The sequence below is a fragment of the Dongia sp. genome, assembly GCF_041905885.1.
In the GTDB taxonomy this organism is placed as follows: Bacteria; Pseudomonadota; Alphaproteobacteria; order Dongiales; family Dongiaceae; genus Dongia.
On record NZ_JAYRKD010000005.1, the window covers coordinates 165,995 to 189,806 of the forward strand.

The 23,812-nt window shown below is 66.0% G+C and carries 30 protein-coding genes; 13 read left to right on the forward strand and 17 right to left on the reverse strand.

Annotation, left to right across the window (positions count from 1 at the left end; genetic code table 11):
• Nucleotides 1-46: 46 nt before the first annotated feature.
• On the forward strand, nucleotides 47-718 hold the full coding sequence (locus ACH2CY_RS07015; protein WP_395017510.1) for a GntR family transcriptional regulator: 672 nt from the start codon (nucleotides 47-49) through the stop codon (nucleotides 716-718).
• Between the two features lie 84 nt (nucleotides 719-802).
• Here the strand turns inward: ACH2CY_RS07015 and dgcA are convergent, their stop codons facing one another.
• Nucleotides 803-1,786, reverse strand: a complete 984-nt coding sequence (gene dgcA, locus ACH2CY_RS07020) for an N-acetyl-D-Glu racemase DgcA (RefSeq protein ID WP_395017511.1) — start codon at nucleotides 1,784-1,786, stop codon at nucleotides 803-805.
• Nucleotides 1,783-2,790: an N-acetyltransferase DgcN gene (gene dgcN, locus ACH2CY_RS07025; RefSeq protein WP_395017513.1), complete on the reverse strand. Its 1,008-nt coding sequence runs from the start codon at nucleotides 2,788-2,790 to the stop codon at nucleotides 1,783-1,785. Before dgcN ends, dgcA begins: the two co-directional genes overlap by 4 nt.
• 109 nt (nucleotides 2,791-2,899) lie before the next feature.
• Between dgcN and ACH2CY_RS07030 the strand changes: the two genes are divergently transcribed.
• The 4 genes from ACH2CY_RS07030 to ACH2CY_RS07045 are packed head-to-tail and all read left to right on the forward strand — an operon-like array spanning nucleotide 2,900 to nucleotide 5,381.
• Complete coding sequence (locus tag ACH2CY_RS07030) at nucleotides 2,900-4,273, forward strand: MATE family efflux transporter (protein ID WP_395017514.1); 1,374 nt, start codon at nucleotides 2,900-2,902, stop codon at nucleotides 4,271-4,273.
• Between the two features lie 58 nt (nucleotides 4,274-4,331).
• Nucleotides 4,332-4,817 (forward strand): YajQ family cyclic di-GMP-binding protein, encoded by a 486-nt coding sequence (locus ACH2CY_RS07035; protein ID WP_395017516.1) that lies wholly within the window; start codon nucleotides 4,332-4,334, stop codon nucleotides 4,815-4,817.
• A gap of 13 nt (nucleotides 4,818-4,830) precedes the next feature.
• On the forward strand, nucleotides 4,831-5,175 hold the full coding sequence (locus tag ACH2CY_RS07040; RefSeq protein ID WP_395017518.1) for a hypothetical protein: 345 nt from the start codon (nucleotides 4,831-4,833) through the stop codon (nucleotides 5,173-5,175).
• On the forward strand, nucleotides 5,175-5,381 hold the full coding sequence (locus ACH2CY_RS07045) for a DUF1737 domain-containing protein (RefSeq protein WP_395017520.1): 207 nt from the start codon (nucleotides 5,175-5,177) through the stop codon (nucleotides 5,379-5,381). The genes ACH2CY_RS07040 and ACH2CY_RS07045 overlap by 1 nt, the downstream gene beginning before the upstream one ends.
• 6 nt (nucleotides 5,382-5,387) lie before the next feature.
• Here ACH2CY_RS07045 and ACH2CY_RS07050 read toward each other — a convergent pair whose 3' ends face one another.
• Nucleotides 5,388-6,248: a phytanoyl-CoA dioxygenase family protein gene (locus ACH2CY_RS07050; protein ID WP_395017522.1), complete on the reverse strand. Its 861-nt coding sequence runs from the start codon at nucleotides 6,246-6,248 to the stop codon at nucleotides 5,388-5,390.
• A 103-nt stretch (nucleotides 6,249-6,351) separates the two neighbouring features.
• Between ACH2CY_RS07050 and ACH2CY_RS07055 the strand changes: the two genes are divergently transcribed.
• From ACH2CY_RS07055 to ACH2CY_RS07065, 3 genes are all read left to right on the forward strand, one after another.
• On the forward strand, nucleotides 6,352-7,764 hold the full coding sequence (locus tag ACH2CY_RS07055; protein WP_395017523.1) for an amidase: 1,413 nt from the start codon (nucleotides 6,352-6,354) through the stop codon (nucleotides 7,762-7,764).
• 66 nt (nucleotides 7,765-7,830) lie between these two features.
• Nucleotides 7,831-9,504 carry a thiamine pyrophosphate-binding protein gene (locus ACH2CY_RS07060; RefSeq protein WP_395017526.1) on the forward strand — a complete coding sequence of 558 codons (1,674 nt, stop codon included), beginning with the start codon at nucleotides 7,831-7,833 and terminating at the stop codon, nucleotides 9,502-9,504.
• On the forward strand, nucleotides 9,501-9,839 hold the full coding sequence (locus ACH2CY_RS07065) for a DUF1491 family protein (protein WP_395017528.1): 339 nt from the start codon (nucleotides 9,501-9,503) through the stop codon (nucleotides 9,837-9,839). The genes ACH2CY_RS07060 and ACH2CY_RS07065 overlap by 4 nt, the downstream gene beginning before the upstream one ends.
• Here ACH2CY_RS07065 and ACH2CY_RS07070 read toward each other — a convergent pair.
• The 6 genes from ACH2CY_RS07070 to ACH2CY_RS07095 form a co-directional block, all read right to left on the reverse strand.
• Complete coding sequence (locus tag ACH2CY_RS07070; RefSeq protein ID WP_395017531.1) at nucleotides 9,836-10,483, reverse strand: hypothetical protein; 648 nt, start codon at nucleotides 10,481-10,483, stop codon at nucleotides 9,836-9,838. The genes ACH2CY_RS07065 and ACH2CY_RS07070 overlap by 4 nt on opposite strands.
• Before the next feature lie 12 nt (nucleotides 10,484-10,495).
• Nucleotides 10,496-11,242 carry a hypothetical protein gene (locus ACH2CY_RS07075; RefSeq protein WP_395017534.1) on the reverse strand — a complete coding sequence of 249 codons (747 nt, stop codon included), beginning with the start codon at nucleotides 11,240-11,242 and terminating at the stop codon, nucleotides 10,496-10,498.
• Nucleotides 11,243-11,398: 156 nt separating this feature from the next.
• Nucleotides 11,399-12,013 carry a PspC domain-containing protein gene (locus ACH2CY_RS07080; protein WP_395017537.1) on the reverse strand — a complete coding sequence of 205 codons (615 nt, stop codon included), beginning with the start codon at nucleotides 12,011-12,013 and terminating at the stop codon, nucleotides 11,399-11,401.
• A complete protein-coding gene (gene pspB, locus ACH2CY_RS07085) occupies nucleotides 12,010-12,249 on the reverse strand; it encodes an envelope stress response membrane protein PspB (RefSeq protein ID WP_395017538.1) in 240 nt (79 codons plus the stop codon). The genes ACH2CY_RS07080 and pspB overlap by 4 nt, the downstream gene beginning before the upstream one ends.
• Nucleotides 12,250-12,352: 103 nt before the next feature.
• Entirely contained in the window at nucleotides 12,353-13,012 is a 660-nt protein-coding gene (gene pspA, locus ACH2CY_RS07090) for a phage shock protein PspA (RefSeq protein ID WP_395017541.1), read from the reverse strand.
• A gap of 56 nt (nucleotides 13,013-13,068) precedes the next feature.
• On the reverse strand, nucleotides 13,069-13,221 hold the full coding sequence (locus ACH2CY_RS07095) for a hypothetical protein (protein WP_395017542.1): 153 nt from the start codon (nucleotides 13,219-13,221) through the stop codon (nucleotides 13,069-13,071).
• A 148-nt stretch (nucleotides 13,222-13,369) separates the two neighbouring features.
• On the opposite strand from ACH2CY_RS07095, the gene pspF reads away from it, so the two are divergent.
• On the forward strand, nucleotides 13,370-14,347 hold the full coding sequence (pspF, locus tag ACH2CY_RS07100) for a phage shock protein operon transcriptional activator (RefSeq protein WP_395017545.1): 978 nt from the start codon (nucleotides 13,370-13,372) through the stop codon (nucleotides 14,345-14,347).
• 2 nt (nucleotides 14,348-14,349) lie between these two features.
• On the opposite strand, the gene corA is transcribed toward pspF, so the two are convergent.
• The gene (gene corA, locus ACH2CY_RS07105) at nucleotides 14,350-15,321 is read right to left on the reverse strand and encodes a magnesium/cobalt transporter CorA (protein ID WP_395017548.1); all 972 of its coding nucleotides are present in this window, start codon (nucleotides 15,319-15,321) and stop codon (nucleotides 14,350-14,352) included.
• A gap of 252 nt (nucleotides 15,322-15,573) precedes the next feature.
• On the opposite strand from corA, the gene ACH2CY_RS07110 reads away from it, so the two are divergent.
• The 3 genes from ACH2CY_RS07110 to ACH2CY_RS07120 are packed head-to-tail and all read left to right on the forward strand — an operon-like array spanning nucleotide 15,574 to nucleotide 18,177.
• A complete protein-coding gene (locus ACH2CY_RS07110; protein ID WP_395017550.1) occupies nucleotides 15,574-16,158 on the forward strand; it encodes a sigma-70 family RNA polymerase sigma factor in 585 nt (194 codons plus the stop codon).
• Complete coding sequence (locus ACH2CY_RS07115; RefSeq protein ID WP_395017553.1) at nucleotides 16,155-16,829, forward strand: hypothetical protein; 675 nt, start codon at nucleotides 16,155-16,157, stop codon at nucleotides 16,827-16,829. Before ACH2CY_RS07110 ends, ACH2CY_RS07115 begins: the two co-directional genes overlap by 4 nt.
• Nucleotides 16,830-16,833: 4 nt before the next feature.
• On the forward strand, nucleotides 16,834-18,177 hold the full coding sequence (locus tag ACH2CY_RS07120) for a S8 family serine peptidase (RefSeq protein WP_395017556.1): 1,344 nt from the start codon (nucleotides 16,834-16,836) through the stop codon (nucleotides 18,175-18,177).
• Between the two features lie 6 nt (nucleotides 18,178-18,183).
• Here ACH2CY_RS07120 and ACH2CY_RS07125 read toward each other — a convergent pair whose 3' ends face one another.
• Nucleotides 18,184-19,062: a squalene/phytoene synthase family protein gene (locus ACH2CY_RS07125; RefSeq protein ID WP_395017559.1), complete on the reverse strand. Its 879-nt coding sequence runs from the start codon at nucleotides 19,060-19,062 to the stop codon at nucleotides 18,184-18,186.
• A 139-nt stretch (nucleotides 19,063-19,201) separates the two neighbouring features.
• Here ACH2CY_RS07125 and ACH2CY_RS07130 point away from each other — a divergent pair, with 139 nt between their 5' ends.
• Nucleotides 19,202-19,777: a urate hydroxylase PuuD gene (locus ACH2CY_RS07130; RefSeq protein ID WP_395017562.1), complete on the forward strand. Its 576-nt coding sequence runs from the start codon at nucleotides 19,202-19,204 to the stop codon at nucleotides 19,775-19,777.
• Between the two features lie 67 nt (nucleotides 19,778-19,844).
• On the opposite strand, the gene ACH2CY_RS07135 is transcribed toward ACH2CY_RS07130, so the two are convergent.
• The 6 genes from ACH2CY_RS07135 to yajC all read right to left on the reverse strand — a co-directional run bounded on the left by ACH2CY_RS07135 (nucleotide 19,845) and on the right by yajC (nucleotide 23,806).
• Complete coding sequence (locus ACH2CY_RS07135; RefSeq protein ID WP_395017564.1) at nucleotides 19,845-20,099, reverse strand: hypothetical protein; 255 nt, start codon at nucleotides 20,097-20,099, stop codon at nucleotides 19,845-19,847.
• Nucleotides 20,100-20,127: 28 nt separating this feature from the next.
• Nucleotides 20,128-20,331, reverse strand: coding sequence for a hypothetical protein (locus ACH2CY_RS07140; protein WP_395017566.1), 204 nt, complete (start codon nucleotides 20,329-20,331; stop codon nucleotides 20,128-20,130).
• A gap of 98 nt (nucleotides 20,332-20,429) precedes the next feature.
• Nucleotides 20,430-20,810: an Mth938-like domain-containing protein gene (locus ACH2CY_RS07145; protein WP_395017569.1), complete on the reverse strand. Its 381-nt coding sequence runs from the start codon at nucleotides 20,808-20,810 to the stop codon at nucleotides 20,430-20,432.
• 6 nt (nucleotides 20,811-20,816) lie between these two features.
• Nucleotides 20,817-21,785 (reverse strand): protein translocase subunit SecF, encoded by a 969-nt coding sequence (gene secF, locus ACH2CY_RS07150; RefSeq protein ID WP_395017572.1) that lies wholly within the window; start codon nucleotides 21,783-21,785, stop codon nucleotides 20,817-20,819.
• An 11-nt stretch (nucleotides 21,786-21,796) separates the two neighbouring features.
• A complete protein-coding gene (secD, locus tag ACH2CY_RS07155; protein WP_395017575.1) occupies nucleotides 21,797-23,365 on the reverse strand; it encodes a protein translocase subunit SecD in 1,569 nt (522 codons plus the stop codon).
• A gap of 36 nt (nucleotides 23,366-23,401) precedes the next feature.
• On the reverse strand, nucleotides 23,402-23,806 hold the full coding sequence (yajC, locus tag ACH2CY_RS07160) for a preprotein translocase subunit YajC (protein WP_395017578.1): 405 nt from the start codon (nucleotides 23,804-23,806) through the stop codon (nucleotides 23,402-23,404).
• Nucleotides 23,807-23,812 lie beyond the last annotated feature (6 nt).

Below are 23,812 nucleotides of genomic sequence, written 5' to 3' on the forward strand. Positions count from 1 at the left end.
ATTGGATCCAATCGACAAATAGATATTAGAAAGGAATTTCAATCATTTGGGAACGCTCGCCAAGCTGATCGACGCCAAGCAGCCGCGCTTTCGCACGGCGACGGAATATGTCGAGAGCACCTTGAAGGAGGCGATTCTGACCGGCGCCCTGCCCGGCGGCACGCCCTTGCGGCAGGAGGATCTCGCCGCCGAGTTCGGCTTGAGCCGGATGCCGATCCGCGAAGCCTTGCGCCAGCTCGAGGCGCAGGCCCTGGTCGACTTCTATCCGCACCGTGGCGCGGTGGTGACGGAAATCTCCGCCGCCGAGGGCGCCGACAATTACGCGATCCGCGCCGCGCTCGAACCCGCGGCCTTGCGCCTCTCGGTGCCGCATCTCACCAAGGACGATCTCAAGCGGGCGCGCGAGACCGTCGAGGAGATGGACGCGGAAAGCGGTCAGGCGCGTTTGGGCGAATTGAACCGTCGCCTCCACATGACGCTCTACAGCCGCGCCGGCCGGCCGCGCCTGCTCACCCTGGTGGACCAGCAGCTGGCGGCGGCCGATCGCTTCCTGCGTTTTCACCTGGCAGCGATGGGCCGCAATCATCTTTCGCAGGAAGAACACCGCGGCATGATCGACGCCTGCGCGGCGCATGACGCCGACGAAGCTTGCGCCATCCTCACCCAGCACATCGAAACGGCGGCGCGGAATCTACAGGAATTCTTCGCGCCGCGCTGACCCTAAATCGGCAAGCGCACCGCTGCGCCCCCTCGCCCGTAGGGAGACGGGGTGCAGCGGAGCACTGTTCGACGGCGGAGTCGCCTATCCCCAAAGCTCCGGCGTATTCGGATGCATGGTGCTGCCGGTGAACTTGAAGCCGTGCGGGCGGTCTTCCGCCAGGAGCAGCGGGCCATCGAGGTCGACGAATTCCGCGGTTTGCGCCACCAGGAAGCCGGGCGCCATGGAAAGTGAGGTCGCCACCATGCAGCCGACCATCACCTGGAACTCCAGGCGCCGCGCCTCGGCGACCATGGCCAGCGCTTCGGTCAAGCCACCGGCCTTGTCGAGCTTGATGTTCACGCACTGATAGCGGCCGTGCAGCGTGCGGAGCGACGAGAGGTCGTGGCAGCTCTCGTCGGCGCAGACCGGCACCGAGCCCTTCACCGCCAGGATCGCGAGATCGTCCTCGGCCGGCAGCGGCTGCTCGATCAGCACCACGCCCAGGTTCTTCAGCAGCGGCGAGAGCGCCTTGTAGTCGTCGATCGACCAGCCCTCGTTGGCATCGACCATCAGCTTGGCGTTCGGCGCCGCCTGGTGCACGGCCTTGACGCGCTCCAGATCCTCCGGCCCGGCGAGCTTCAGCTTCAGGAACGGCCGGCTGGCATTCGCCTTGGCTGCTTCCGCCATCTTCGCCGGCGTGTCGAGGCTCAAGGTGTAGGTCGTCACCACGTCATGCGGCTTCTCCAGCCCGGCGATCTCCCAGGCCGGCTTGCCCGCGAGCTTGGCCTCGAGATCCCAGAGCGCGCAGTCGATCGCGTTGCGCGCGGCGCCCGGCTTCAGGAGATTCCTGAGCCGTTGCCGGCCAACGCCGCCTTCGATCGCATTGCGCAGGCTTTCGACGATCTCGGTGACGCTGCCGACGCTCTCCTTGTAGCGGGCGTAAGGCACGCATTCGCCGCGGCCGGTCTTGCCGTCCTCCTCGATCTCGACCACCAGGACTTCCGCTTCGCTCTTCGAGCCGCGCGAGATGGTGAAGGTCTGGGCAAGCTTGAAGCTCTCGCTTTTGATCTTGAGCTTTCGGGTCATGTGAGCTGATCGGCGATGCGGCCGACTCCCGTGCGGATTGGATCGACCGTCGGCAGGCCGATCTCGCGCTCGACCTTGACGAGGTAGTCCTTTGCGGCCGCTTCATCGAGCCCTTTGGTGTTGATGCTGGCGCCGACGAACTTCACCTTGGGATTGGTGAGCTTGGCCGCGGCGAGATTGGCTTCCATGCAAGCCTTGAGGTCCGGCAGCGGGTAATGCGGCAGGCCGCGCATGTGCTTGCGCGTCGGCTCATGGCAGAGCACCAGCGCATCGGGCTGTGCGCCGTGCAGCAGCCCGAGGCTGACCCCGGCATAGGAGGCGTGGAACAGCGAGCCCTGCCCCTCCACCAGATCCCAATGGTCGGCATCGTTGGCCGGCGACAGCCATTCGACCGCGCCGGAGACGAAGTCCGAGACCACCGCGTCGATCGAGACGCCGGAGCCGGCGATGAAGATACCGGTCTGGCCCGTCGCCCTGAAATCGGCCTTGGCGCCGCGCTTCTTCATTTCCTTCTCGAGTGCCAGCGTCGTGTACATCTTGCCGACCGAGCAGTCTGTCCCAACGGCCAGCAGCCGCTTGCCCGCGCGCTTCGCGCCGGACCCGACTTCGAACTCGCGGGTCGGGTGGCGGACATCGTGCAGCTCGCGCCCGAGGCGCCTGGCGGTCTCGACCAGCTGCGGATGATCGGAGAGGCGCTGGTGCAGCCCGCTGGCGAGATCCATGCCGAGCTCCAGCGCGCCCGCCAGCATATCCACCCAGTCCGGCGACAGCACGCCCCCGCGGTTGGCGACGCCGACGATCACGGTCTTGGCCCCGGCCTTGGCCGCCGCCTCGAAATTCATGTCCTTGATCTTGAGATCGGCATTGCAGCCCTCGAGCCGCATCTGGCCGAGGCACCAGTCCGGGCGCCAGTCGAGGATGCCCTGGGCGGTCTTGGCCGCCAGCTGGTCCTTGGCGTTGCCCAGAAACAGGAGATAGGGACGTCGAATCTCAAAGCCCGTCACGGATAAGCCCTCAGGAAATACAGTGGATCAGGGGAATTTATCGAAGATCTCTGGTCTTGTCTCGCTGCCAACCTCTATAGTGTGGGCGGTTTCGGGGCGCAATTACTCGATGTCATCGTCCGATTTGCCGCAACTCACGGCCGCCCTGTCCTCGGCATTCCCGGGGCAGGCCGTACCGCCGTCCTTGAACCGGCGGATCTGGTCGATCGCCTTCCCGGCGATCATGGCCAACCTGACCACCGTGCTTCCCGGCCTCTGCGACATGGCCTTCATCGGCCGCAGCGGCGATGCGGTCGAGCAGGCCGGCGTCGCGCTCGGCGCGGCCTTCACCGCCCTGACGCTCTGGGCCTTCGGCTTCTTGCGCATGGGCACCACGGGCATAACCGCCCAGGCCAACGGCGCCCGCGATCTCCGGGAAATGCGCGAGGCGCTGACCTGGTCGCTGGTCCTGGCCGTCGGCATCGGACTGCTGCTGATCCTGGCCGCCTTTCCGCTGGCCGCGCTCGGCCTGCCGATCTACGGCGGCCCGGCGCAGGTGCAGGACTACGCCGCGCAGTATTTCCACATCCGCCTGCTGGCGGCGCCCTTCGACCTTTCGCTCTACGCGATGATGGGCTGGCTGATCGGCATGCAGCGTGCCCGCGTCATGTTCGCGCTGCAGCTCCTGCTGAACGGCCTCAACATCGCGCTCTGCTACCTCTTCGTCGTCGAGCTCGGCTATGACGTGATGGGCGTCGCCGCGGCGACGGCGCTGGCGCAGGCGACGACCGCGCTGGTCGGCTTCCTCTGGACCCGGGGCATTTCGCGCAAGCTCGGTCCGGTGCTGGCGCGCGGCACCACCTTCGCCTTCGAGATGCTGGGGCGCCTCGCCCGGATCAACCGCGACATCTTCATCCGCACCCTCGCGCTGATGCTGGTCTTCAACTACTTCATCCATCTGAGCGCCCGGCAGGAAGAGGTGACGCTGGCCGCCAACCAGATCCTGATCGGCTTTCTGGGCCTGATCGCCAACGCCCTCGACGGCTTCGCGCAATCGGCCGAGACCCTGGTCGGCGAGGCGGTTGGCGCCAAGGACAGGAAGCGCCTCTCCGCCGCACTCTGGGCCAATCTCGGCTGGAGCCTCGGCCTCGCCGCCCTGCTCGCCGTCCTGCTCTGGCCGGTCGGCGCCTTCATGCTTCCGGTCTTCAGCGCCAATGCCGAGGTGGTGGCAGCGGCCGAGAAGGTCTTCCCCTGGGTGATCGTGGCGCCGATCGTCTCGGTCTGGTGCTTCCTGCTGGACGGCGTCTTCATCGGCGCCACCCGTGGCCGGGAGCTGCGCGACGGCATGCTGATCTCGGCCGCGCTCGGGCTGATCGCGCTGCAATGCGCCTTCTGGTTCGACGGCAATGCCGGATTGTGGGCGGCCCTCACCCTGTTTTTCGGGATCCGCGCCCTGCCGCTGGCGCTCTGGTACCGCCGGATTCCGGCCTCGTTGGCAAGCTAAGCCGCTTTGTGGCAGAGTCCCCGGCCGCTGCACTGAGGTCCATCCCCCAAGGTCCGACATGCCAAGCTTCGACATCGTCTCCAAGACCGATCTCAACGAAATCGACAACGCCATCAACGGTGCGCGTCGCGAGATCGACACCCGGTTCGACTTCAAGGGCTCGAAATGCACGATCGAGCGGAAGGAAGAAACCATCACGTTGTTTGCCGACGACGACATGAAGCACAAGCAGATGCAGGAGCTGCTGAAGGGCTACGTGACCCGCCGCAAGCTGGATGCCGGGGCCTTGGAGTTCAAGGACCCGGAACGGGCCTCGGGCAACGCCGTGCGTCAGCAGGTCGTGGTCAAGCAGGGCATCGACCAGAAGCTCGCCAAGGAGATCGTGAAGGCAATCAAGGACGCCAAGCTGAAGGTCCAGGCGGCGATCCAGGGCGACGAGCTCCGGGTCACCGGCAAGAAGCGCGACGACCTGCAGGACGCGATCGCCCTGGTCCGCGGCCTCAAGATCGAGCAGCCGCTGCAATACGTGAATTTCCGCGACTGAAGAGACGAGAGAAATGCCGAAGAAGAATCCGCTGAACCTGAACGCGCTCCAGCTGAAGACGCTGACCCTGTTCCAGGAGCTCGCCAAGCTCGAGGGCTTCGCCAAGCCCGCCGACGAGCCCGGCCATATCATGATCACCGGCATGCCGCGTCCGCACGGCAACCACTTCCACCTCGGCAATTACGTGCTCTCGTCCAAGGACGCTTCCGGCCTCTCCAACGAGAGCGCCTGGATCGCGCTCGAGCGCAAGGGGCTGGTGAAATCGTTCTGGCCGCAGGCCTGCCAGATCACGCCGGAGGGATTGAGCTACGAAACCGGCATGCGCGACGAGATCCTGCACGAGGGCGGCCATCACTGATGATTCTCTACCGCTATCTGACCGGCGCCGATGACGCCGCCTTCTGCCACCGCATCACCGCGGCGCTGAACAAGGGCTGGTTCCTCTACGGTCCGCCGAGCTTGACCTATGACGCCGAGCAGAAGCGCGTGGTCTGCGGCCAGGCGATCACCAAGGACGTGCCGGACCGGGAGTATGATCCGGGGCTGGACCTGTCGACGTTCTGATCCGCTTCAAGCCGGCACCTTCGCCCGCACATACTCATCCAGCCAGGGCGTGCGATAGCCGTCCTCGCGCCACAGGATCGGGAAATAGCTCTCGTCCATCGCGGTGTCGCCGACGCGCTTGTAGCGGTTGTAGATGTAGGAAATCTTCGTCGGGTGGAACTTCGCTTCCGACGACATGCAATGCGTGACCGCCGAGCGGCGCGGGCGCTCCGCCGCATTGGCGCCGGAGCCGTGCCAGCACCAGCCGTGGTGGAAGGCGCAGCCGCCGGCCGGCACTTCGACGAAGGCGATCTCCGGTTCCTTGCCCAGGCTGTGGGCAGCCGCGACCATTTCCTTGCGATAGTCCTCGGGCGCGTGGAACTGCTTCGCTGGCGGGAAGCGGCCCCATTTGTGCGAGCCCTTCACGTATTCGATCGTGCCGCCGGAAGCACTCGTGTCGTCGAGTGCGATCCAGCAGGTCAGCATGTTCGGCGGGTCGATCCAGTCGTTGTAGGAATTGTCCTGGTGATAGCCGAGCGACTTCGCGCCCGGCGGCTTCCAGATCACGTTGTCCTGGGCGATCCGCGCGCCCGGCCATCCCGCGAGCTGGGCGCAGAGCCGGCCGATCTCGCGCCTGAGCACCAGCGAAGCCACGGTGCGGTCGGATTTCCAGCCGTTGCAGATCTGGCGCGCGCGGTCCGGGCGGTCGCGGCCTTCCTGCCAGTTCCATTCGTCCGGATAGAGCCCGGTCTCGAACTTGCCCTTGAACAGGCTTTCGAAACGCCCGGCCACCGCTTCGGCTTCGTGCCGCTCGATCAGCTTCGGCAGGATCAGGAATCCGTCGGCGTTGAATTGCGCGACCTGTTCTTCGGTGAGCTGGTCGATCACAGACGGCCTCCCGCTTTCCCTCAACGGCGAGGATGACCGGCCGCTGGGTGGTTGGCAAGGCGCGTTCCGCCCGCCATGATGCCGCATCGCAAAGAGGGAAATCATGGCCGATCTCGACCTGAGCTACACGCCCGCCCATGAACTGGCGGCGCGGATCCGCAACGGCAGCTTGAGCCCGGTCACCGTCGTCGAGAACGCGCTCGACCGGATCAAGACCGTCAACGCGAAGCTGAACTGCTTCTGCTTCGTCTATCCCGAGGAATCGCTGGACCTCGCCCGCGCGATGGAAGCCGAGGCCAAGGCCGGCAAGTTCCGCGGGCCGCTGCATGGCATCCCTTTCGCGATCAAGGACCTGACACCGACCAAGGGCAAGCGCACCACGCTCGGCTCCTATGCCTATGAGCACTGGGTGCCGGATTACGACGCGCCGATCGTCGAGGCGTTGAAGAATGCCGGCGGCATCATGATCGGCAAGACCACCACGCCGGAATTCGCCTATTCGAGCTTCACCGAGAGCCCGCTCTGGGGCATCACCCGCAACCCCTGGAATCCGGAACGCTGCGCCGGCGGCTCTTCCGGCGGATCGGGCGTCGCCGTCGCCACCGGCTGCGTGCCGTTTGCGGAAGGCTCCGACATGGGCGGCTCGGTGCGCATCCCGGCGAGCTTCTGCGGCGTGCTCGGGCTGAAGCCCTCGTTCGGCCGCATCCCCTTCACCATCCTGCCCAGCCAGTTCGATCAGATCTCGCATTTCGGCCCCCTGGCCCGCAGCGTCCAGGATCTCTGCCTGTTCATGCAGGTGACCCAGGGCCCGGACGAGCGCGACATCCAGTCGCTGAAGCCCGCGCTCGATTTCCTGCAGCCGAAGCCCGCCGACCTCAAGGGCAAGCGGCTCGGCCTGCTGCTCGATTTCGGTAAAAGGGTCTGGCATCCGGATGTCGAGGCGGCGATCCGCCGCGGCGCCGAAGTCCTGCGCCAGGCCGGCGCCGAGATCGAGGAGATCTCGATGTCCTGGAGCCTCGACCAGGACGAGCTCTGGTCCAAGCATTGGGAAGTCTATCTCGCGACTTTCTTCGGCCATGTGCTGCCGGAGTTCGGCAAGAAGATGGACCCGATCGTGCGCGGCGTGATCGAGCGTGGCCTGAAACAGTCGGCGGTCGAGTTCAAGCAGCTGGAGTTCGGCCGCACCGAGATGTGGAAGGAGCTGTCGCCGATCCTGCAGAAGTTCGACGCCATCCTCTGCCCGACCATGGCGCAGCCGGCGCCGACCCATGGCCGCAGCGACCAGGACTTCTGGCGGCTGGACGACCAGGGCCGCTACATGGCGCTCGACGTCACCTCCTGCTGGAACTTCGTCAGCCAGTGCCCGGCCCTCACGATCCCGGCCGGGTTGACAAAGGACGGGCTGCCGATCGGGTTGCAGGTGATCGGCCGGCGCTTCGACGACCTGACCCCGATCGATATCGCCGCGGTACTGGAAAAACGCCAGCCCTGGGCCCAGCAAAGACCGCCGATTTAGCCCTTGGCGATTTGACCCCGTCCGAGAGGCGCGGTAATTCAGCGCCAGAGACTGTGGGAGCGGATCATGTCTGGATTGAGGACCGGCGGCCAGGTGCTGGTCGATGCCTTGAAGAACCACGGCGTCGATATGGCCTTCGCCGTGCCGGGCGAGAGCTATCTGGCGGTGCTGGACGCGCTGCATGACGCCAGCAACCAGATCCGCCTCATCACCTGTCGCCAGGAAGGCGGCGCCGCCTATATGGCCGAGGCCTATGGCAAGCTGACCGGCAAGCCCGGCATCTGCCTGGTGACCCGCGGCCCCGGCGCCAGCAACGCGACGGTCGGCCTCCACACCGCCTTCCAGGATTCGACGCCGATGATCCTCTTGATCGGCCAGGTCGCCCGCGACCAGGCCGAGCGCGAGGCGTTCCAGGAAGTGGACTTCCGCCGCCTGTTCGGCCAAGTCACCAAATGGACCGCGCAGATCGAGGACGCTCGCCGCATCCCCGAATATATGAGCCAGGCCTTCCACCGCGCCATGAACGGCCGCCCCGGCCCGGTGGCCTTGGCACTCCCCGAAGACATGCTGACCGACAAGATCGAGGTGAGGGACGCCGGCCATTACATCACCGCCCGCGGCAACCCGAGCGCCGAGCAGATGGCCGAGCTGCGCGACCGGCTCGCCAAGGCGAAGCGGCCCTTCGTCATCCTGGGCGGCGGCGGTTGGGATGCGACAGCGGTCGCCGACATCCAGGCCTTCGCCGAGAACAACAACCTCCCGGTCGGCGCCTCCTTCCGCTGCCAGGATTTCTTCGACAACGACCACAAGAACTACGCCGGCGATGTCGGCATCGGCATCAACCCGAAGCTCGCCGAGCGGGTGAAGAAAGCCGACCTGCTGCTGGTGGTCGGCGCACGCCTGGGCGAGATGACGACTTCCGGCTACACCTTGCTGGAGCCGCCGGTGCCGCAGATGGATCTCGTCCATGTGCATGCCGCGCCCGAGGAGCTGGGCCGGGTCTACCAGGCCGCGCTGCCGATCAATTCCGGCATGCAGGGCTTCGCCAAGATGGCGCGGGTGATGAAGCCGGTCGATCATGCGGCCTGGGATACCGAGACCAAGCAGGCCCGCGCCGACTACGAGGCCTGGCAGAAGCACGATGCCAATGCCGGCGCGGTGCAGATGGGCGAGATCCTCGCCTATCTCCGCGACAAGCTTCCCAAGGACGCGATCGTCACCAACGGCGCCGGCAATTACGCGACCTGGTGGCACCGCTTCTACCGCTGGCGCTCCTACCGCACCCAGCTGGCGCCGACCAACGGCTCGATGGGCTACGGCGTGCCGGCGGGTGTCGCCGCGAAGCTGGTGCACCCGGAGCGGATCGTGGTCTCGGTCAACGGCGACGGCTGTTTCCTGATGAACGGCCAGGAAGTCGCGACCGCCGTGCAGCACAATGCTAACGTCATATTCCTGGTGGTCAACAACGGCATGTACGGCACCATCCGCATGCACCAGGAGCGCGAATATCCCGGCCGCGTCTCCGGCACCGACTTGAAGAACCCGGACTTCGCCGCCCTCGCCCGCGCCTATGGCGCGCATGGCGAGACCGTGAAGGAGACACCTGAGTTCGCGCCGGCCTTCGAGCGCTGCCTCAAGGCGGGCAAGCCGTCGCTGATCGAGATCCAGCTCGATCCCGAGGCGCTCACGCCGCGGCTCGGCCTCTCGCAGATCCGCGCCAACGCCCTCAAGGCCAAATGAGCGAAGGCCGCATCGCCACCGAGCTCTGGGTGATGGCGCATATCCGCCAGTGCAGCGCCCAGGGCATCATGGCGACCGTCGTCAAGCGCGGCGACGACTGGGGCGGCGCGGTGATCGTGAAGCTGAACCTGCTCGGCCCCGGCTTCAAGGTGCTGACCCAGAGCCGCGACATCGACGGCAACATCGCCTGGCTTCAAGCAAAAGACGGCGCCGTCCTCAACGAGACCGAGGCCGACGACTACATCGCCCGCCAGACCGCGCGCGACCCCGATCTCTGGGTGGTCGAGATCGAGGACCGCAGCGGCAAGATCCCCTTCGCCGGCAAATTGCTCTAGCTCAGAATGTAGATATGGTGGTCGAGGTCGGGCCGCGGCCCGTTCGCAACCAACCGGCGCGTCACCGCGAAACCGGCCGCGCGCGCCAGCGCCTCGAAGCTTTCCGACCGAAAGCCGGACCACAGCAGCACGCGGCCGTTCTCGGCCAGCGCCCCGCGCAGTAGGTCCAAACCCGCGCGATCATAGAGCGTCGCATTCGAGGCCTGCGTGAACGGCTCCGGCCCGTTGTCGATGTCCAGCAGGATGACGTCATAGCGCGCGCCGGACTGGAGATGCGCGATCGCATCGGACTCGCGGATGACGACGTTCTTCGGCATCTCCGGCAGCACGGAAGCGCGGACGTGCCGCTCGAACCAGCCGATCACCGCCGCGGAGAACTCCACGACGGAAATTGTTCCGCTCGCAGCGAGTTCTTCGCTGGCGGCTGCCAACGTATAGCCAAGGCCAAGGCCGGCGATCAGGATCCGGGGCGATGCGCCGGGCGCAAGCTCGGCGGCAAGACGACCGAAGGCGGTCTCGGAGTCATGATTGAAGCCGTTCATCAACTCCAGGCCATTGGCACGGATCATATAGATCCCGTCCTTGGCGTAGAGCTCGAGCTGCGTATCCGCGTGGTTCGCGGACTCGACCAGGGTCCAGGGCATTCCGGTGGTTGCTTATTGGCTCTGCGCCAGTATACCCGCCTGGTGCATTTCCGCCACCAAAGCGGCGATCCGGTCTTCGACCTGAAACAGGCTCTTGAAGCTCGGCAGTTCCAGCGTGATCCGGTAGCGGATGTAAAGCGAGAGCAGGTTGATCTCGCGGGCATCAGCTTCTGCAGTGGGCGCGTCCGGATCGAGCCGTGCCGTCGGCCAGCCGACACCGAGTGCGTCCGTGGTGTTGCGCATCAGGCAGTCGCTGACCCGCTTGGTCCGCGTCGCGGTCGAGCGCACCACCACCAGGGCATCGGTCATCAGCCCGGTCTCCGGGTCGGTGGCGGTCTGCCGCCAGTCGCAGTCGATCTGCGCCTGCGGCAGCGCGGCCTGGGTCAAGGCCCGCCAGTCGGCGGGATCGATGGCATTGCCGATCAGGAAATAGGTGATCGCCGGCTTGTCCCGCGCGAGGCAGGGCTCGATCCGATAGGGCAGCCGCGCATTCAGCGCCGCGATCACGCTGCTCAGCGTCGCCTCGCCCACGATGCCATGCGCATTGCCGATCTTGTAGCAGGGCGTCTCGGACCAGCGCGCGACCTGGCTGACGCCGCGCAGGGTGAGCGGCAGGCGCACCGCATTCAGCACTTCATCCTGGACGCGGTCGAGCGAAAGGCCGTCGATCGTGAACACATAGCTGCCGCTGCGATAGGTGTCGGCGCGCGCGCCCGACCATGCCGCTATGCAGGCAAATCCGACAGCGAAGACCGCCACCACCCAACGCCCGCTTGAGCCCCGCATTTCGCCGGTTCTCCAGAAGCCGCGACTCTGATCGCGTTCCTAGAATAGCCGATCGGGTGGATTCTGACGAGATGATGACGGTGCGGTGAAGTTTGAAAGAATTGTTGCAGGCGTGTTGCAGGCCCGGGCTCAGCCGACCAGCCCCATCATCGGCGGGCGGGCGCTCGGGCCGGCGCCGAAGCGCGGGCCCGGCGTGCCGCCGTCCGCGTCCTTGCCCTCGCCCATCGCCTTGAAGTCGCGGCGCAGGCGGAACTCGGAGGAGGTGACCAGGGTCTCGGCCGCGCCGGTGCGCTCCTCCAGCTCGCGGAACTTGTCCTTGAGGGCGGCGAAGCGGAGCTCCGGCGGCAGCTCTTCTTCCGCCGCCTTCTCGCGTTCGGCACGCTGCGCGGAACTGCCGGCATTCACTTCCGACGCGCCGCCGTCGGGGCGAGGCTCCGGCATCGGCTTGATCAGCCAGGTCGCCAGCGCATAGCCGCCGATGGTCAGGAACGGATTGATCAGGCCGGCAATCACCATGGCGACGCGGATCAGCGTCAAGTTGATCCCGTAATAACCGGATATGCCGGCGCAGACGCCGCTCACCCGGCCGCGATAGGGATCGCGCCGGAGACCGCTCAGGATCCGGAAGTTGCGGCCGCCGAAGCCGCCCTCACCCCAAGTCGCGGAAGACGAACCCTCGCGATTCCAGGGGCCGCCGTGCCAGCCGCAACCGGACCCGTGACGCTGCCAATGCTTGCGGCTCATAATGCCTTCCCTCGCCAGCCCGGCGCCTCGGCGTCGAGCAGTTTTTCCAAGGCGGCCACCCGGTTCTCCAGGCGGCGCGCGGTTTCCCACATCGTGTTCATGGCGCCCTGGTCGGCGCGGCCGGCATTGCGCTGGGTCTTCCAGACGGTGACGTAATGGAAGATCAGCCAGAGCGGCGCCACGATGACCATGAACAACACGGCCGGGACGAACAGCAATTCGAGCAGTTGAGCCATCTGCAATCCTTAAGAACTCTACAGGTCCCCACCAGACCAGGCGCGCCATCATAGAGGCCCCCCTAAAATGGATCGGCCTGGAACCCGGTTCAAGCAGCCGCGATTATCGGTTCAGCCGCTGCTTCAGGGCTTCGAGTTCGGCCTCGAGGCCGCTTTCCGCCTCCAGGGTGGCGAACTCCTCCTCCAGCGACCTGGCCTTGCCCATGTCGAAGACCTCGGCCTTGCCCTCGAGCTCGTCGATCCGCCGGTGCAGCGCCTCGAACCGCGCCAGCGCGTCATCGACGCGACCGTCGGCGTAAGACTGGCGCATCTGCACCCGCTTCTTCGCGGTCGCCATGCGGATGGTGAGCGCCTTCTCCTTGGCCTTGGCTTCGGCGAGCTTCGACTGCAGGCGGGCGAGATCCTCGTCGTGGCGGGCCAGCGCTTCCTCGACCGCCTTCTGCTCGCCCTCCATTTGCCGCGCCGTCTCGGAAAGCTTGCGCTTGGCCAGCAATGCGCCCTTGGCGAGATCGTCGCGCCCCTTCCCGATGGCGAACTCCGCCTTCTCCGCCCAGTCCGCCTCGGCGGCGGCGAGCTGCTCCAGGCGGCGCTGGATCTCCTTCTTCTCGGTGATGGTGCGGACCGCGGCCGAGCGCACCTCGACCAAGGTATCCTCCATCTCCTGGATCATCAGCTTCACCATCTTCTCCGGATCCTCGGCGCGGTCGAGGAGCGCGTTGATGTTGGCGTTCATGATGTCGGTGAGGCGCGAGAAAATGCCCATGGCGGTCGGTTCCTTCGGGGATATCGGATGCGGATCTGGGGAGGGTGCGGCGCTGCTTAGAACAGAATCGCGCCGAGCACGATGCCGACGGCGAAGAAGCCCCAGTCGGCGGCGGTCCGGCGGCTCAGATAGCCGCGCACCCGGTCGATGAAGCTGTCGGCGTCATTGGCGAAGCGGTAGTAGCGGTAGTGGCGCGTCTCGTCGGTCATGATGCTCTCCAGGTGAAAGACGCGCTTCTATTGGCAGAAGTCGTGCCAAGTCCTGTTCGTAGCAATTTCAACCACTTAACCCAACTGCCGAAATACGGATAGCGATATTCGATGGACTATTTCGCCATATTTGGCGAATATCGCCATTATGGTCGACAATCTGCAGCAGCCGCCGAGCCTGATCGGCTCCGATCCGGCCTTCCTGGAAGTGCTGGAGCAGGTCTCGCGCCTGGCCCCGCTCGACCGCCCGGCCCTGGTGATCGGCGAGCGCGGCACCGGCAAGGNGCTGATCGCCGAGCGCATGCACTTCCTCTCCAAGCGCTGGGAGGGGCCGTTCGTGAAGGTCAATTGCGCGGCGCTCTCGGAAACCCTGCTGGAGACCGAGCTGTTCGGCCATGAGGCTGGCGCCTTCACCGGCGCGCGCAATCGGCATCGCGGCCGGTTCGAGCGCGCGGACGGCGGTACCCTGTTCCTGGACGAGATCGCCACCGCCTCAGCAAGGGTGCAGGAGCAGGTGCTCCGGGTGATCGAATACGGCGAATATGAAAGGGTCGGCGGCGAGCGGGTGATGACCACCGATGTGCGCGTCATCGCCGCCACCAACCTGGACTTGCCGGCGATGGCCGCCAAGGGCGAGTTCCGCGCCGACCTGCTCGATCGCCTGGCTTTCGACGTCGTGACCTTGCCGCCGCTCAGGGCGCGGCCGGCGGATATCCTCGATCTCGCCAACGCCTTCGGCCTCGCCATGGCGAAGGCACTGGGCCTGCCGCTGTTCCCCGGCTTCTCGCACGCCTGCGAGGCGAAGCTGCTCGACTACGCCTGGCCGGGCAATGTGCGCGAGCTCAGGAACGTGGTGGAACGCGCGGTCTATCGCGCCGAGGGCGAGGGCCCGATCGAGACGATCGCGATCGATCCCTTCGAGTCACCCTGGCGGCCTGGAGCTGCCGTTGCGACGGAGCAGGCCGAGGTGCGGCTACCGAAGGACTTCGCTGCGGCAGTTGCTGCGTTCGAAAGCGACCTGGTGCGGCGCGCGCTGGCAACGACCGGCGGCAGCCAGAGCGAGGCCGCTCAGGCACTCGGCCTGGGCTACCACCAGTTTCGCAGGCTGCTTCGGAAGTATGGGTAAAACTACAACCAGCCGGCCTTCCTGAACCGCCAGTAGAGCCCGGCGCAGATGATCGCGATGAAGACCATGGTGGCGTAGAAGCCGTAGGTCCAGTCGAGCTCGGGCATGTGGACGAAGTTCATGCCGTAGATGCCGGTGACGGCGGTCGGGACCGCCAGCATGGCGGCCCAGGCCGCCAGCTTCTTCATCACCTCGTTCTGCTTCATGGCGTTGAGCAGCATCTTCGATTCCACCACCGTCTTCACCATTTCGCGCAAGGCGTCGATCCGCTCCAGCAGGATATGGCTGTGGTCGAACACGTCGCGGAAATAGGGATGGGTATTGGCGTCGATGATCGGCACGTCGTAGCGCATCAGCCGCTGGCAGATTTCCGGCAGCGGCGCCACCGCATGGCGCATCTCCAAGAGGTCGCGGCGGAGCTCGGCGATCTCCTCCAGCGCGTCACGCTCCTCGGTGCCGGAGAAGACCCGCTCCTCCAGGTCCTCGACCAGCTCTTCCAGGTGGTCGATGATCGGGAAGTAGCGGTCGACGATGAAATCCATCAGGGCGTAGACGATGAAGTCCTCGCCCTTCTTCAGCTTCTCCGGGGCGTTCTCGCAGCGGGCCCGGACGTCGGCATAGCCCATCGAGGGCCCGTGGCGGACCGAGATCACGTAGCCCTTGCCGATGAAGAAGCAGGTCTCGCCCATGGCGACATGCTCGCCGACGAACTGGCCGGTCTTCATGACCACGAACAGGGTTTCGCCGTAGACCTCGAGCTTCGGGCGCTGGTGGGCGCGGTAGGCGTCCTCGACCGCCAGGTCGTGCAGGCCGAAATAGCCCTGCAGCTTGATCAGCACGTCCTGGGTCGGCTCGTGCAGGCCGATCCAGATCACCCGCCCGGCCCTGGGCTTCATCTGCTCCGGATCGTTGATGTCGAGGTCGGTGACCCGGCGGCCGTTCTCGTAGGCGGCGCAGTTGACGACAGTGGCCATGGCAGGGCTCCGCAGGACGGCGTTACTGGCCGGTCATTAACCCAGCCCCGAGACGACGGCAAGCCGGTTAAGACCACGGCAAACCGGCCAAAAAATGGACAAGACCCCGGCCCTCGGCTAGCTTCTCTGGGTTCCGGGCAGGGGCGATGAACCACCTGCAACCCAGGCATATCAGGCATTTATGAAGAAATTCCGGCAAAGCTTACATTTTCCGGAACCGGATCGCCGGTTCGGGCGACGGACATAATGAAGATGGCCGGATCGCGGGGGAAAAGCGGGGACGGCGTCGCCGATGTCGCGCTGCTGCAGCGGGTCGCGGCGGGAGACCGCAACGCCTTTTCGGAGCTCTACCGCCGCCTGCAGCGGCCGCTCTTCGGCTACCTGATGAAGCTGGTACGGGAGCGGGAGATGGTCGAGGACGTCCTCAACGAGACCATGATGGAGGTTTGGCGCCAGGCGGCGCGGTTCGAGGGCCGCGCCTCGGTGAATACCTGGGTATTCTCGATCGCGCATCACCGCGCGGTCAGCCGCCTGCGCAAGAAGCGTGAGACCGCCCTGGACGAAGAGCAGGCAGCGGCGATCGAAGACGACGCGCCGACGCCCGACCAGAATGCGATGAGCGGCGACATGAGCCGGCTGATCGGCGCGCTGATGGAGCAGCTTTCGTTCGAGCACCGCGAGATCCTGCATCTCGCTTATTATCAGGAGTTTTCGGTCCAGGAGATCGCGGACGCGCTGGACCTGCCGGCCAACACGGTGAAGACGCGGATGTTCTATGCGCGCCAGCGGTTGAAGGCGCTGCTCGAGAAATCCGGCGTCGAGGGAATGGTGGCATGACCCAACAGACCGCAAGAGCCGAATCCCTGACCGACGAGGACGTGCTGGAGCTGCTGCCCTGGTATGCCAGCGGCAAGACCACGGCGGCCGAAACCGCGGCGATCGAGCAGAAGCTCAGCGCAAGTCCGCGGCTGCAGGCCGAGCTCAACCTAGTGCGCCGGGAGAAGCAGGTCTCGGTCGAGAGCGTGAAGGCGCTGGGCGAGCCCGACCCGGAGCTCCTCAACCAGATGCTGGGCCAGCTCGACGGCGTGCGGCAGCTGCAGCCGATCGCCCGCGACGACGCGGAGAAGGCGCCGGGCTTTCTCGCGCGCCTGTTCGGCTTCACCCCGACGCCGGCCTTGCGTTTCGCCATGGTCGCCGCCTGCCTGCTGATCGTCGCCGAGAGTGCCGCACTGCTGAAGCTCGCCACCGGCGGCGAGCAGGCGGGCTACCAGACCGCCGCCGCGCCGGAAGCGGCGACCGGGCCGCAGCTCATCGTGCAGTTCCAGCCCGACGCGAAGTTGAGCGCCATCACCATGCTGCTCTCCGATCTCGACGCCACGGTGGTCAAGGGACCGATGCCGGACGGCGCCTTCGTGATCGCCTTGCAGAAGGATGCCGATCCCAATGCGGCGATGACGGTGCTGCGCGGCCATGCCGACCTGGTGGCCGGCGTCGATCAGGGATCCTAGAGAGATGCGCGGCGCGCCGACCGTGACGAAGCGGTTGGGACTGCTGCTGATCGCGGCCGCGGCTTTGTGGCTGTCGGCTGGAATCGCCGAGGCGCAGCCGCGCGGCGGCGGCGGGGACGCCGGCATGGCGCCGCGGCTGCCGACCACGCCGCTGATCGGCGATGAACTGCCGGGCCTTCCGGGCGGTGGCGGCACCCCGGGCGGACAGCCGAACGGCAACGCGCCGCATGCGCCGGATCTCTTGATCGCGGTGTTCCGGCCGGATACGCCGGACGACACCCCGAATGCCTTCGCGGAATCGCTCAACCTCGAGATCGAGCGAAACTATGAGATGGCGGGCCTCGGCCTGCGCGTCTTCCTGCTGCGGATCCCCGCCGGCGGCAACGCCGACACGATCCTGCAGCAGGCGAGCAACGACCGCCGGCCGCTCTGGGTGCAGTTCGACTTCGCGCACCGGACGATGGAGGGTTCCAACGCCGCGGCGAGCAAGCAATATGCGCTGGCCAAGATCCGCGCCGATTCCCTGCCTCAGGCGGCGCGCGGCCAGGGCGTCAGCGTGGCGTTGATCGACAGCGGCGTCGCGCTGGAGCATGAATCCCTCAACCGCGACAACATCACCGCGATCGATCTGGTCGATGAGAAGAAGACACCGCCCGGCGAGACCCACGGCACCGTGGTCGCCAGTATCATCGCCGGCTCCGGCAAGGTGAAGGGCCTGGCCCCGGCGGCGAACATCCTCGCCATCCGCGCCTTCAGCGAAATCGACCCGAAGACCGGCGCCTCGACCTCGGACTCCTATCACGTCTCGCAGGCGATCTCGGTCGCGCTCGAGAAGAAGGCGCGCATCATCAACATGAGCATCGGCGGGCCGAACGATCCGCTGGTGCGGATGGTGGTGCAGCAGGCGGTGCTGACCGGCGTCATCGTGATCGCGGCGGCCGGCAATTCCGGGCCCGATGCGCCGCCCTGCTATCCGGCGGCGCAGCGCGGCGTCATCGCGGTGACCGCGACCGACGACAAGGACCGCCTGTTCGACGGCGCCAATCGCGGCGACTATATCGCGGTCGCCGCACCGGGTGTCGCGGTGATCGCCGCCAAGCCGGGCAAGGGCGGCGCCAGCGCCTATGATTATTTCACCGGCACCTCGATGGCGACCGGCTATGCCACGGGCTTGGCCGCGGTGCTGCTCTCGGCCGATCCCAAGCTCACCTCGATCGACATCCGACGCATCATGGAGAGCAGCGCCACCGACCTCGGCGCGCCGAAGAAGGATCCCGAGTTCGGCTGGGGCCGCATCGACGCCGCCGCCGCCTTCTCCTCCACGCCCACCGTGGGTGCGGCGAACTAGTTCTCGCTACCAGGAACCGATCAGACGCTTGCCGGCGATACGCCAGATGTCGCGCGGGCTTGCCTCGATGCTGCGCGGGTCGAAGAGATCGTGGTCGCGATGTCGGAGACGCGCGAGATGTGCCCGCGCCAGGGTGCCGATCCGCAGGGCGGGCAGCAGCGGCGACGGCGCCGGCAGTCGGCGCGCGGCGTCGAGATGGCCGCGCGCGGCCGCGGCGAGCTCGGCGATGGCCGCGTTCAATCCGGGCTGCGGCTTCAGCTCGTAGAGCCGGTCGAGCGAGACGCCATGCTTCGCCAGCAGGCTTTGCGGCAGCAGCGTGTGGCGCCGCCGCGCGAGGTAGAGCGTCGCCCGCGCAATCCCGGTGAGGCTGAAGCCGATGCCGACGTGGCGGATGAGAGTTGCCGCATCCCCCGAGACGGGATCGATTCCCGCGGCTTCGGCGGCCAGGCGCAGGAGATCGCCGGAAGTCGCATCGGCATAGGATTCGAGCGCTGCGAGATCTGCCGGAATGACCTCGTCGAACTCGGTCTCGCGGGCGTCGATCAGGCGCTCGAAATGCTGACGGCTGAGCGGTGCGCGTGCATGCAGGGCGGCGAGGCTTTCCAGCACGGCGTGGCGGCGCGGGCGGCCGGCGTAGACCTCCGCCAGCGCCTCGCGCCACCATTGCAGGCGGATGCGGCCCAGCATCGGCTCGGTCACCGAGTCGCGCACCAGCGTGATCTCCAGGTTGAAGGCATAGAGCACGGCGAGGTCGGCCGCGGCTGCCCGCGGCGCCGCGAGCACCGTCAGGGTGCGGTCGCGGTCGTAGCGCCGGATCTGCGCCAGGCAGTATTCGATGCCGGAGTCGTCATTGGTTTTGTCGCCATTGGTTTTTCTGGGGGTCACGCGCAAAGCCCTAAAATACCAGGGGATTTCCGTAATCCCGTTGTCACCCTTAGCCCATTCTGTAGAATGCGGCGAGCGCCTGCCGCGCCCGACTCCATAAGATTCTCGGGCGGCGAATGCGCCATCAAGGGGGAGTCACATGGGTAAGATTCTGGAAAATCTGCACCGCACCTTGGGCCTGGGCCTGGTGCTGGCGATCATCGTCGCGGTTCTGCGCCATCCCGACTATCTGGCGACCGAGGCCTATTGGGCCGGCATCATGCGCTGGGTCCACGTCTTCTTCGGCATCCTCTGGATTGGCCTGCTCTACTACTTCAACTTCGTGCAGATCCCGACCATGCCCAAGATCCCGGCCGAGCTCAAACCCGCCGTCGGCAAGCACATCGCGCCCGCCGCCCTGTTCTTCTTCCGCTGGGCCGCCTTGCTGACCGTGGTGTTCGGCATCCTGACCGCCGGCGCCAACCGCTACATCGTCGAGGCGCTCTCCTTCCAGAGCGGCTTCGCGACGATCGGCATCGGCATGTGGCTGGCGCTGATCATGGCCGCCAATGTCTGGTTCGTGATCTGGCCGAACCAGAAGAAGGCGCTCGGCATCGTCGAGGCCACCGCGGACCAGAAGACTGCCGCCGCGCGTCTCGCCATGCTCGCCTCGCGCACCAACACCATGCTCTCGATCCCCATGCTCTATTGCATGGTGATGCAGAAGATGGGCTGATGCCGGTCTCAACCGACTGCGGAAGCGGCGCCGAAAGGCGCCGTTTTTCGTTTGGCAGTAGCAATCCCTACCGTTCCCGAGCGTGAAGCGTCCAATTCATGCCCGGACCGAACACACCGATGATCTGGACCTCCTGTCCAGCGTCACGAACGAGGAAGATATAGCCTTCTTTGGTCACCTTCCGGGCACCCGCAATCGGTGCCTCCGGCCAGCGTCGTGGTTCTATCGTGTCAGCAAATTCGAGCAGCCAATGGCAGACTTCGTCCGCCCGATCGGGGCTGTTCCAACGCTCTTGATGCTGCCAGATGGCATCGAGATCCATCTGCGCTTCGGGTGACCAAGTCGCCACGTCAGCGTGAGCTCAGCCGGCGTCCTTTCGCCTTGGCACGATCACGCTGCCGCTGGCGCAACTCGTCTCGGAGCTGCTGGGTGGTCTTTCCCGCTCCGGCATCGAGCGAAGCAATGCGTCGTTTGACGTCCGCTTCCAACTCGCGCCGGGTGACGCCGAATTCCGGCAGGATTTCGTCTCTGTCGCGCTTGTCTTCCTGGCCCATCGGGCTTCTCCGGAGCAGCTTTGCCTAGATACTGGCATAGGACCGCCTCGACTTCGAGAGCTGGTCGAGAATGGCCCATTTCCAAGGCCTTATCGACCTCAGACCGCGATCAGCGCGGCGGCGACCTTGCGGCCCTCGGCGGCCAGCACGTTGTAGGTGCGGGCGGCGGCACCGGTATCCATCGGCTCGATGACCACGCCGTGGCTCCGGAGCGCGGCGCGGAGCTTCGGCGGGATCAGGGTCATCCGGGGGCCGCAGCCGATCAGCAGCAGCTCGATCATGCCCGCGTCACCCGCGGCGGCGATGCCGGCGAGGCTCTCCTCGCTGAGCGCGGCGCTGGTCGTGACCTCCCAGGCCACCGTCTTGTCGGGATAGACCAGGACCGAGCCCTGGTGCAGGGCGCCGGTGACGCGGAAGCGGCCGTCGCCGTAGCTCTCGATGATCTGCCGGCCCTGCGGGACGAGCGGGGTCAGATCCATCCCGGATCAGGCGCCCTGCTGCGCGGGCTTATCCGTTTTCTTTTGATCCGAACCCGGCTTGCTGTCCTTCTCGCGGATGCGGTGGAGGTGCATGTAGAGCAGCAGCGGCGAGGCCACGCAGATGGTCGAATAGGTGCCGATGACGATGCCCCAGATCATCGCGACCGAGAAGCCGAACATCACCTCGCCGCCGAACAGCGCCAGCGCCAGCACCGAGAGCAAGGTGAGGCCGCTGGTGACCGTGGTGCGGCTCAAGGTCGTGTTCAGCGACAGGTTGATGAGATCGGCCATCGGCATGGTCTTGTAGCGCCGCATCTCGTAGCGGATGCGGTCGTAGATCACGACCGTGTCGTTCACCGAGTATCCGGCGATGGTCAGCACCGCGGCGACCGTGGTGAGGTTGAACTCCAGCCCGGTCAGCGAGAAGAATCCGACCGTGGTCAGGCAGTCATGCGCCAGCGCCAGCACCGCGTTGATGCCGAACTGCCATTCGTAGCGGAACCAGACGTAGCCCATGATGCCGAGGATCGCCAGGATCGAGGCCCAGACCGCGCTCGACTTCAGCTCCGAGCCGACCTTGGGGCCGACGGTCTCGGTGCGGCGGTAATCCCACTGGTCGCCCAGCGCCGTCTTCACCTTGCCGACGGCTTCCTGGGTGGCGCCCTCGCCGCCATGCTGCTGCGGGATGCGGATCAGCACGGTGTTCGGCGCGCCGAAGGTCTGCAGCACGATCTCGCCGATCTCCAGGCTGTCGAGCTTGCCGCGCATCGCGCCGAGATCGACCACCTGCTCCTGCTTCGACTGCACTTCCATCAGCACGCCGCCGGCGAAGTCGATGCCGTAGTTCAGGCCCTTGGTGAACAGCAGGATGACGCTGCCCACCACCATGATGACCGAAAGCAGCAGCGCCGGCTTGTGGAAGCGGATGAAGTCGATCTTGGTGTTGGCGGGGACGAGGTGAATGGGCTTGTACATGGGTCCTGGCCTCAGAGCGGCAGTGCCTTGGGCCGCGCGCGGCGCAGCCAGAGCGAGGTCATCAGCCGGGTCACGTAGACCGAGGTGAAGAAGGAGGTGACGACGCCGATCAGCAGCGTGATGGCGAAGCCCTTGATCGGCCCGGAGCCGAACCAGAACAGGAACAGGGTCGCGATCACGTGGGTGACGTTGGCGTCGATGATGGTGGCCTGGGCCTCGCGATAGCCGGATTCCATCGCCGTCACCGGCGAGCGGCCGTGGCGCATCTCCTCGCGCACGCGCTCCAGGATCAGCACGTTGGCATCGACCGCCATGCCCAGAGTCAGCACCAGGCCGGCGATGCCGGGGAAGGTGAGCGTTGCGCCGAGCGCGGAGAGGCCGGCCAAAATCAGGACCGCGTTCAGCACCAGCGCCACGTTGGCGATCAACCCGAAGAAGCCGTAGAGCACCAGCATCGCAACCACGATGAGAACGATCGCGATCAGGCAGGCCTTCTTGCCGGCGGCGATCGAATCCGCGCCGAGGTCGGCGCCGACGGTGCGCTCCTCGATCACGGTCAGGTCGGCCGGCAGCGCGCCCGCGCGGAGCAGCAGCGCCAGGTCGCCGGCGGTCTGCACGGTGAAGCTGCCGCTGATGATGCCGCTGCCGCCGAGGATCGCGTCCTTGATCACCGGCGCGGTCACGATCTCGCCGTCAAGGATGATGGCGAAGCGCCTGCCGACGTTCTGCGAGGTGATCTGGCCGAATTTCTTGGCGCCGATGCTGTCGAACTTGAAAGACACCACCGGCTGGCCGCCGCCTTCGAAGGTCTGCTGCGCATCGGTCAGGTTCTGGCCCGAGAGCAGCGGCACCTTCTGCACGATCAGCTGCGCGGCGCCGTCGTCGCGCGGGTTGCGGACCTTCACCACCATGTCGGTCGGTCCGGGCTGGCCGCTCACTTCGGCCGCTTCATCGACCATGTGGAAAGTCATCTTGGCGGTCTTGTCGATGATCGCCTTGATGCGCTCCGGCTCCTTCACGCCGGGCAGCTGGACCACGATGCGGTCCTCGCCCTGGCGGATGATGGTCGGTTCCTTGGTGCCGGTCTCGTCGATGCGCTTCCTGATGACCTCGATCGACTGCTCGATCAGCTGGGCCTTGAGGCGCGCCAGGGTCTGGTCGGTGTATTTGGCGACGACCTTGCCGTCGCTCCCGATCTGCAGGTCCATGTCGGTGGTGGCCTGCTGCAGCAGCGGCCGCGCGGCGTCGATCTGGGTCGGATCGCGCAAGGTCAGCGACACCGTGTCGGCGCTCGCCTGCAGATTGAGATAGCCGAACTTGGTCTCGCCCTTGGTCAGCTTGTCGCGGATGTCGTTCTCGACGGCGTCCAGGCGCTCCTTCAGGAATTTCCCGGTATCGACTTCGTAGAGCAGGTGCGAGCCGCCCTGGAGGTCGAGGCCGAGGCTGATCACCGTCTTCGGCAGCCAGCCCGGCAAGCTTTCGAGCTTGTCCTCAGGCACCAGGTTGGGTGCGGAGAAGATGATCCCCAGCAGGATGATGCCGAGGATGATGGTGACTTTGAATTTCGAGAACTGGAGCATCGGGCGTGTTTTCGGAACTGCGAGCTTGGCCTTAAATCAGGCGTCGTTCGCACCCTCCTTGTTCGAATCCTTAGGGCTTTCCTTGGCTTCCTTGGCCGCCGGCTTCGCCGCTTCCGGGTTGCGGTTCATGATGTCGGCGATGGCGTGGCGCATGACGCGGATCTTCACGTCCTTGGCGATCTCGACCTCGACATCGTTGTCGGCCTCGTTGGCCTTGGAGATGGTGCCGATCAGCCCGCCCGAGGTGACGATGCGGTCGCCGCGCTTGGCGGCCCGGACCATGGCCTGGTGGGCCTTCTGCTTCTTCTGCTGCGGCCGGATCATGAAGAACCACATGACGATGAAGACGAGGATCAGCGGCACGAAAAAGCCGATATCGCCCAGCGGGCTGGCCGGGGCGGCGGCACCGGCGGTCTGCGCTAAAGCCTCGGAAACAAACATTTTTTC

Bases quoted from the DNA above. Each gene is read 5' to 3' on its own strand.
- dgcA (WP_395017511.1), bottom strand. From the start codon at position 1,786: ATGACCCGAAAGCTCAAGATCAAAAGCGAGAGCTTCAAGCTTGCCCAG.
- ACH2CY_RS07030 (WP_395017514.1), top strand. From the start codon at position 2,900: ATGTCATCGTCCGATTTGCCGCAACTCACGGCCGCCCTGTCCTCGGCA.
- ACH2CY_RS07035 (WP_395017516.1), top strand. From the start codon at position 4,332: ATGCCAAGCTTCGACATCGTCTCCAAGACCGATCTCAACGAAATCGAC.
- ACH2CY_RS07040 (WP_395017518.1), top strand. From the start codon at position 4,831: ATGCCGAAGAAGAATCCGCTGAACCTGAACGCGCTCCAGCTGAAGACG.
- ACH2CY_RS07045 (WP_395017520.1), top strand. From the start codon at position 5,175: ATGATTCTCTACCGCTATCTGACCGGCGCCGATGACGCCGCCTTCTGC.
- ACH2CY_RS07055 (WP_395017523.1), top strand. From the start codon at position 6,352: ATGGCCGATCTCGACCTGAGCTACACGCCCGCCCATGAACTGGCGGCG.
- ACH2CY_RS07060 (WP_395017526.1), top strand. From the start codon at position 7,831: ATGTCTGGATTGAGGACCGGCGGCCAGGTGCTGGTCGATGCCTTGAAG.
- ACH2CY_RS07065 (WP_395017528.1), top strand. From the start codon at position 9,501: ATGAGCGAAGGCCGCATCGCCACCGAGCTCTGGGTGATGGCGCATATC.
- ACH2CY_RS07070 (WP_395017531.1), bottom strand. From the start codon at position 10,483: ATGCCCTGGACCCTGGTCGAGTCCGCGAACCACGCGGATACGCAGCTC.
- ACH2CY_RS07080 (WP_395017537.1), bottom strand. From the start codon at position 12,013: ATGAGCCGCAAGCATTGGCAGCGTCACGGGTCCGGTTGCGGCTGGCAC.
- pspB (WP_395017538.1), bottom strand. From the start codon at position 12,249: ATGGCTCAACTGCTCGAATTGCTGTTCGTCCCGGCCGTGTTGTTCATG.
- pspA (WP_395017541.1), bottom strand. From the start codon at position 13,012: ATGGGCATTTTCTCGCGCCTCACCGACATCATGAACGCCAACATCAAC.
- ACH2CY_RS07095 (WP_395017542.1), bottom strand. From the start codon at position 13,221: ATGACCGACGAGACGCGCCACTACCGCTACTACCGCTTCGCCAATGAC.
- corA (WP_395017548.1), bottom strand. From the start codon at position 15,321: ATGGCCACTGTCGTCAACTGCGCCGCCTACGAGAACGGCCGCCGGGTC.
- ACH2CY_RS07110 (WP_395017550.1), top strand. From the start codon at position 15,574: ATGGCCGGATCGCGGGGGAAAAGCGGGGACGGCGTCGCCGATGTCGCG.
- ACH2CY_RS07115 (WP_395017553.1), top strand. From the start codon at position 16,155: ATGACCCAACAGACCGCAAGAGCCGAATCCCTGACCGACGAGGACGTG.
- ACH2CY_RS07120 (WP_395017556.1), top strand. From the start codon at position 16,834: ATGCGCGGCGCGCCGACCGTGACGAAGCGGTTGGGACTGCTGCTGATC.
- ACH2CY_RS07130 (WP_395017562.1), top strand. From the start codon at position 19,202: ATGGGTAAGATTCTGGAAAATCTGCACCGCACCTTGGGCCTGGGCCTG.
- ACH2CY_RS07135 (WP_395017564.1), bottom strand. From the start codon at position 20,099: ATGGATCTCGATGCCATCTGGCAGCATCAAGAGCGTTGGAACAGCCCC.
- ACH2CY_RS07140 (WP_395017566.1), bottom strand. From the start codon at position 20,331: ATGGGCCAGGAAGACAAGCGCGACAGAGACGAAATCCTGCCGGAATTC.
- ACH2CY_RS07145 (WP_395017569.1), bottom strand. From the start codon at position 20,810: ATGGATCTGACCCCGCTCGTCCCGCAGGGCCGGCAGATCATCGAGAGC.
- secF (WP_395017572.1), bottom strand. From the start codon at position 21,785: ATGTACAAGCCCATTCACCTCGTCCCCGCCAACACCAAGATCGACTTC.
- secD (WP_395017575.1), bottom strand. From the start codon at position 23,365: ATGCTCCAGTTCTCGAAATTCAAAGTCACCATCATCCTCGGCATCATC.
- yajC (WP_395017578.1), bottom strand. From the start codon at position 23,806: ATGTTTGTTTCCGAGGCTTTAGCGCAGACCGCCGGTGCCGCCGCCCCG.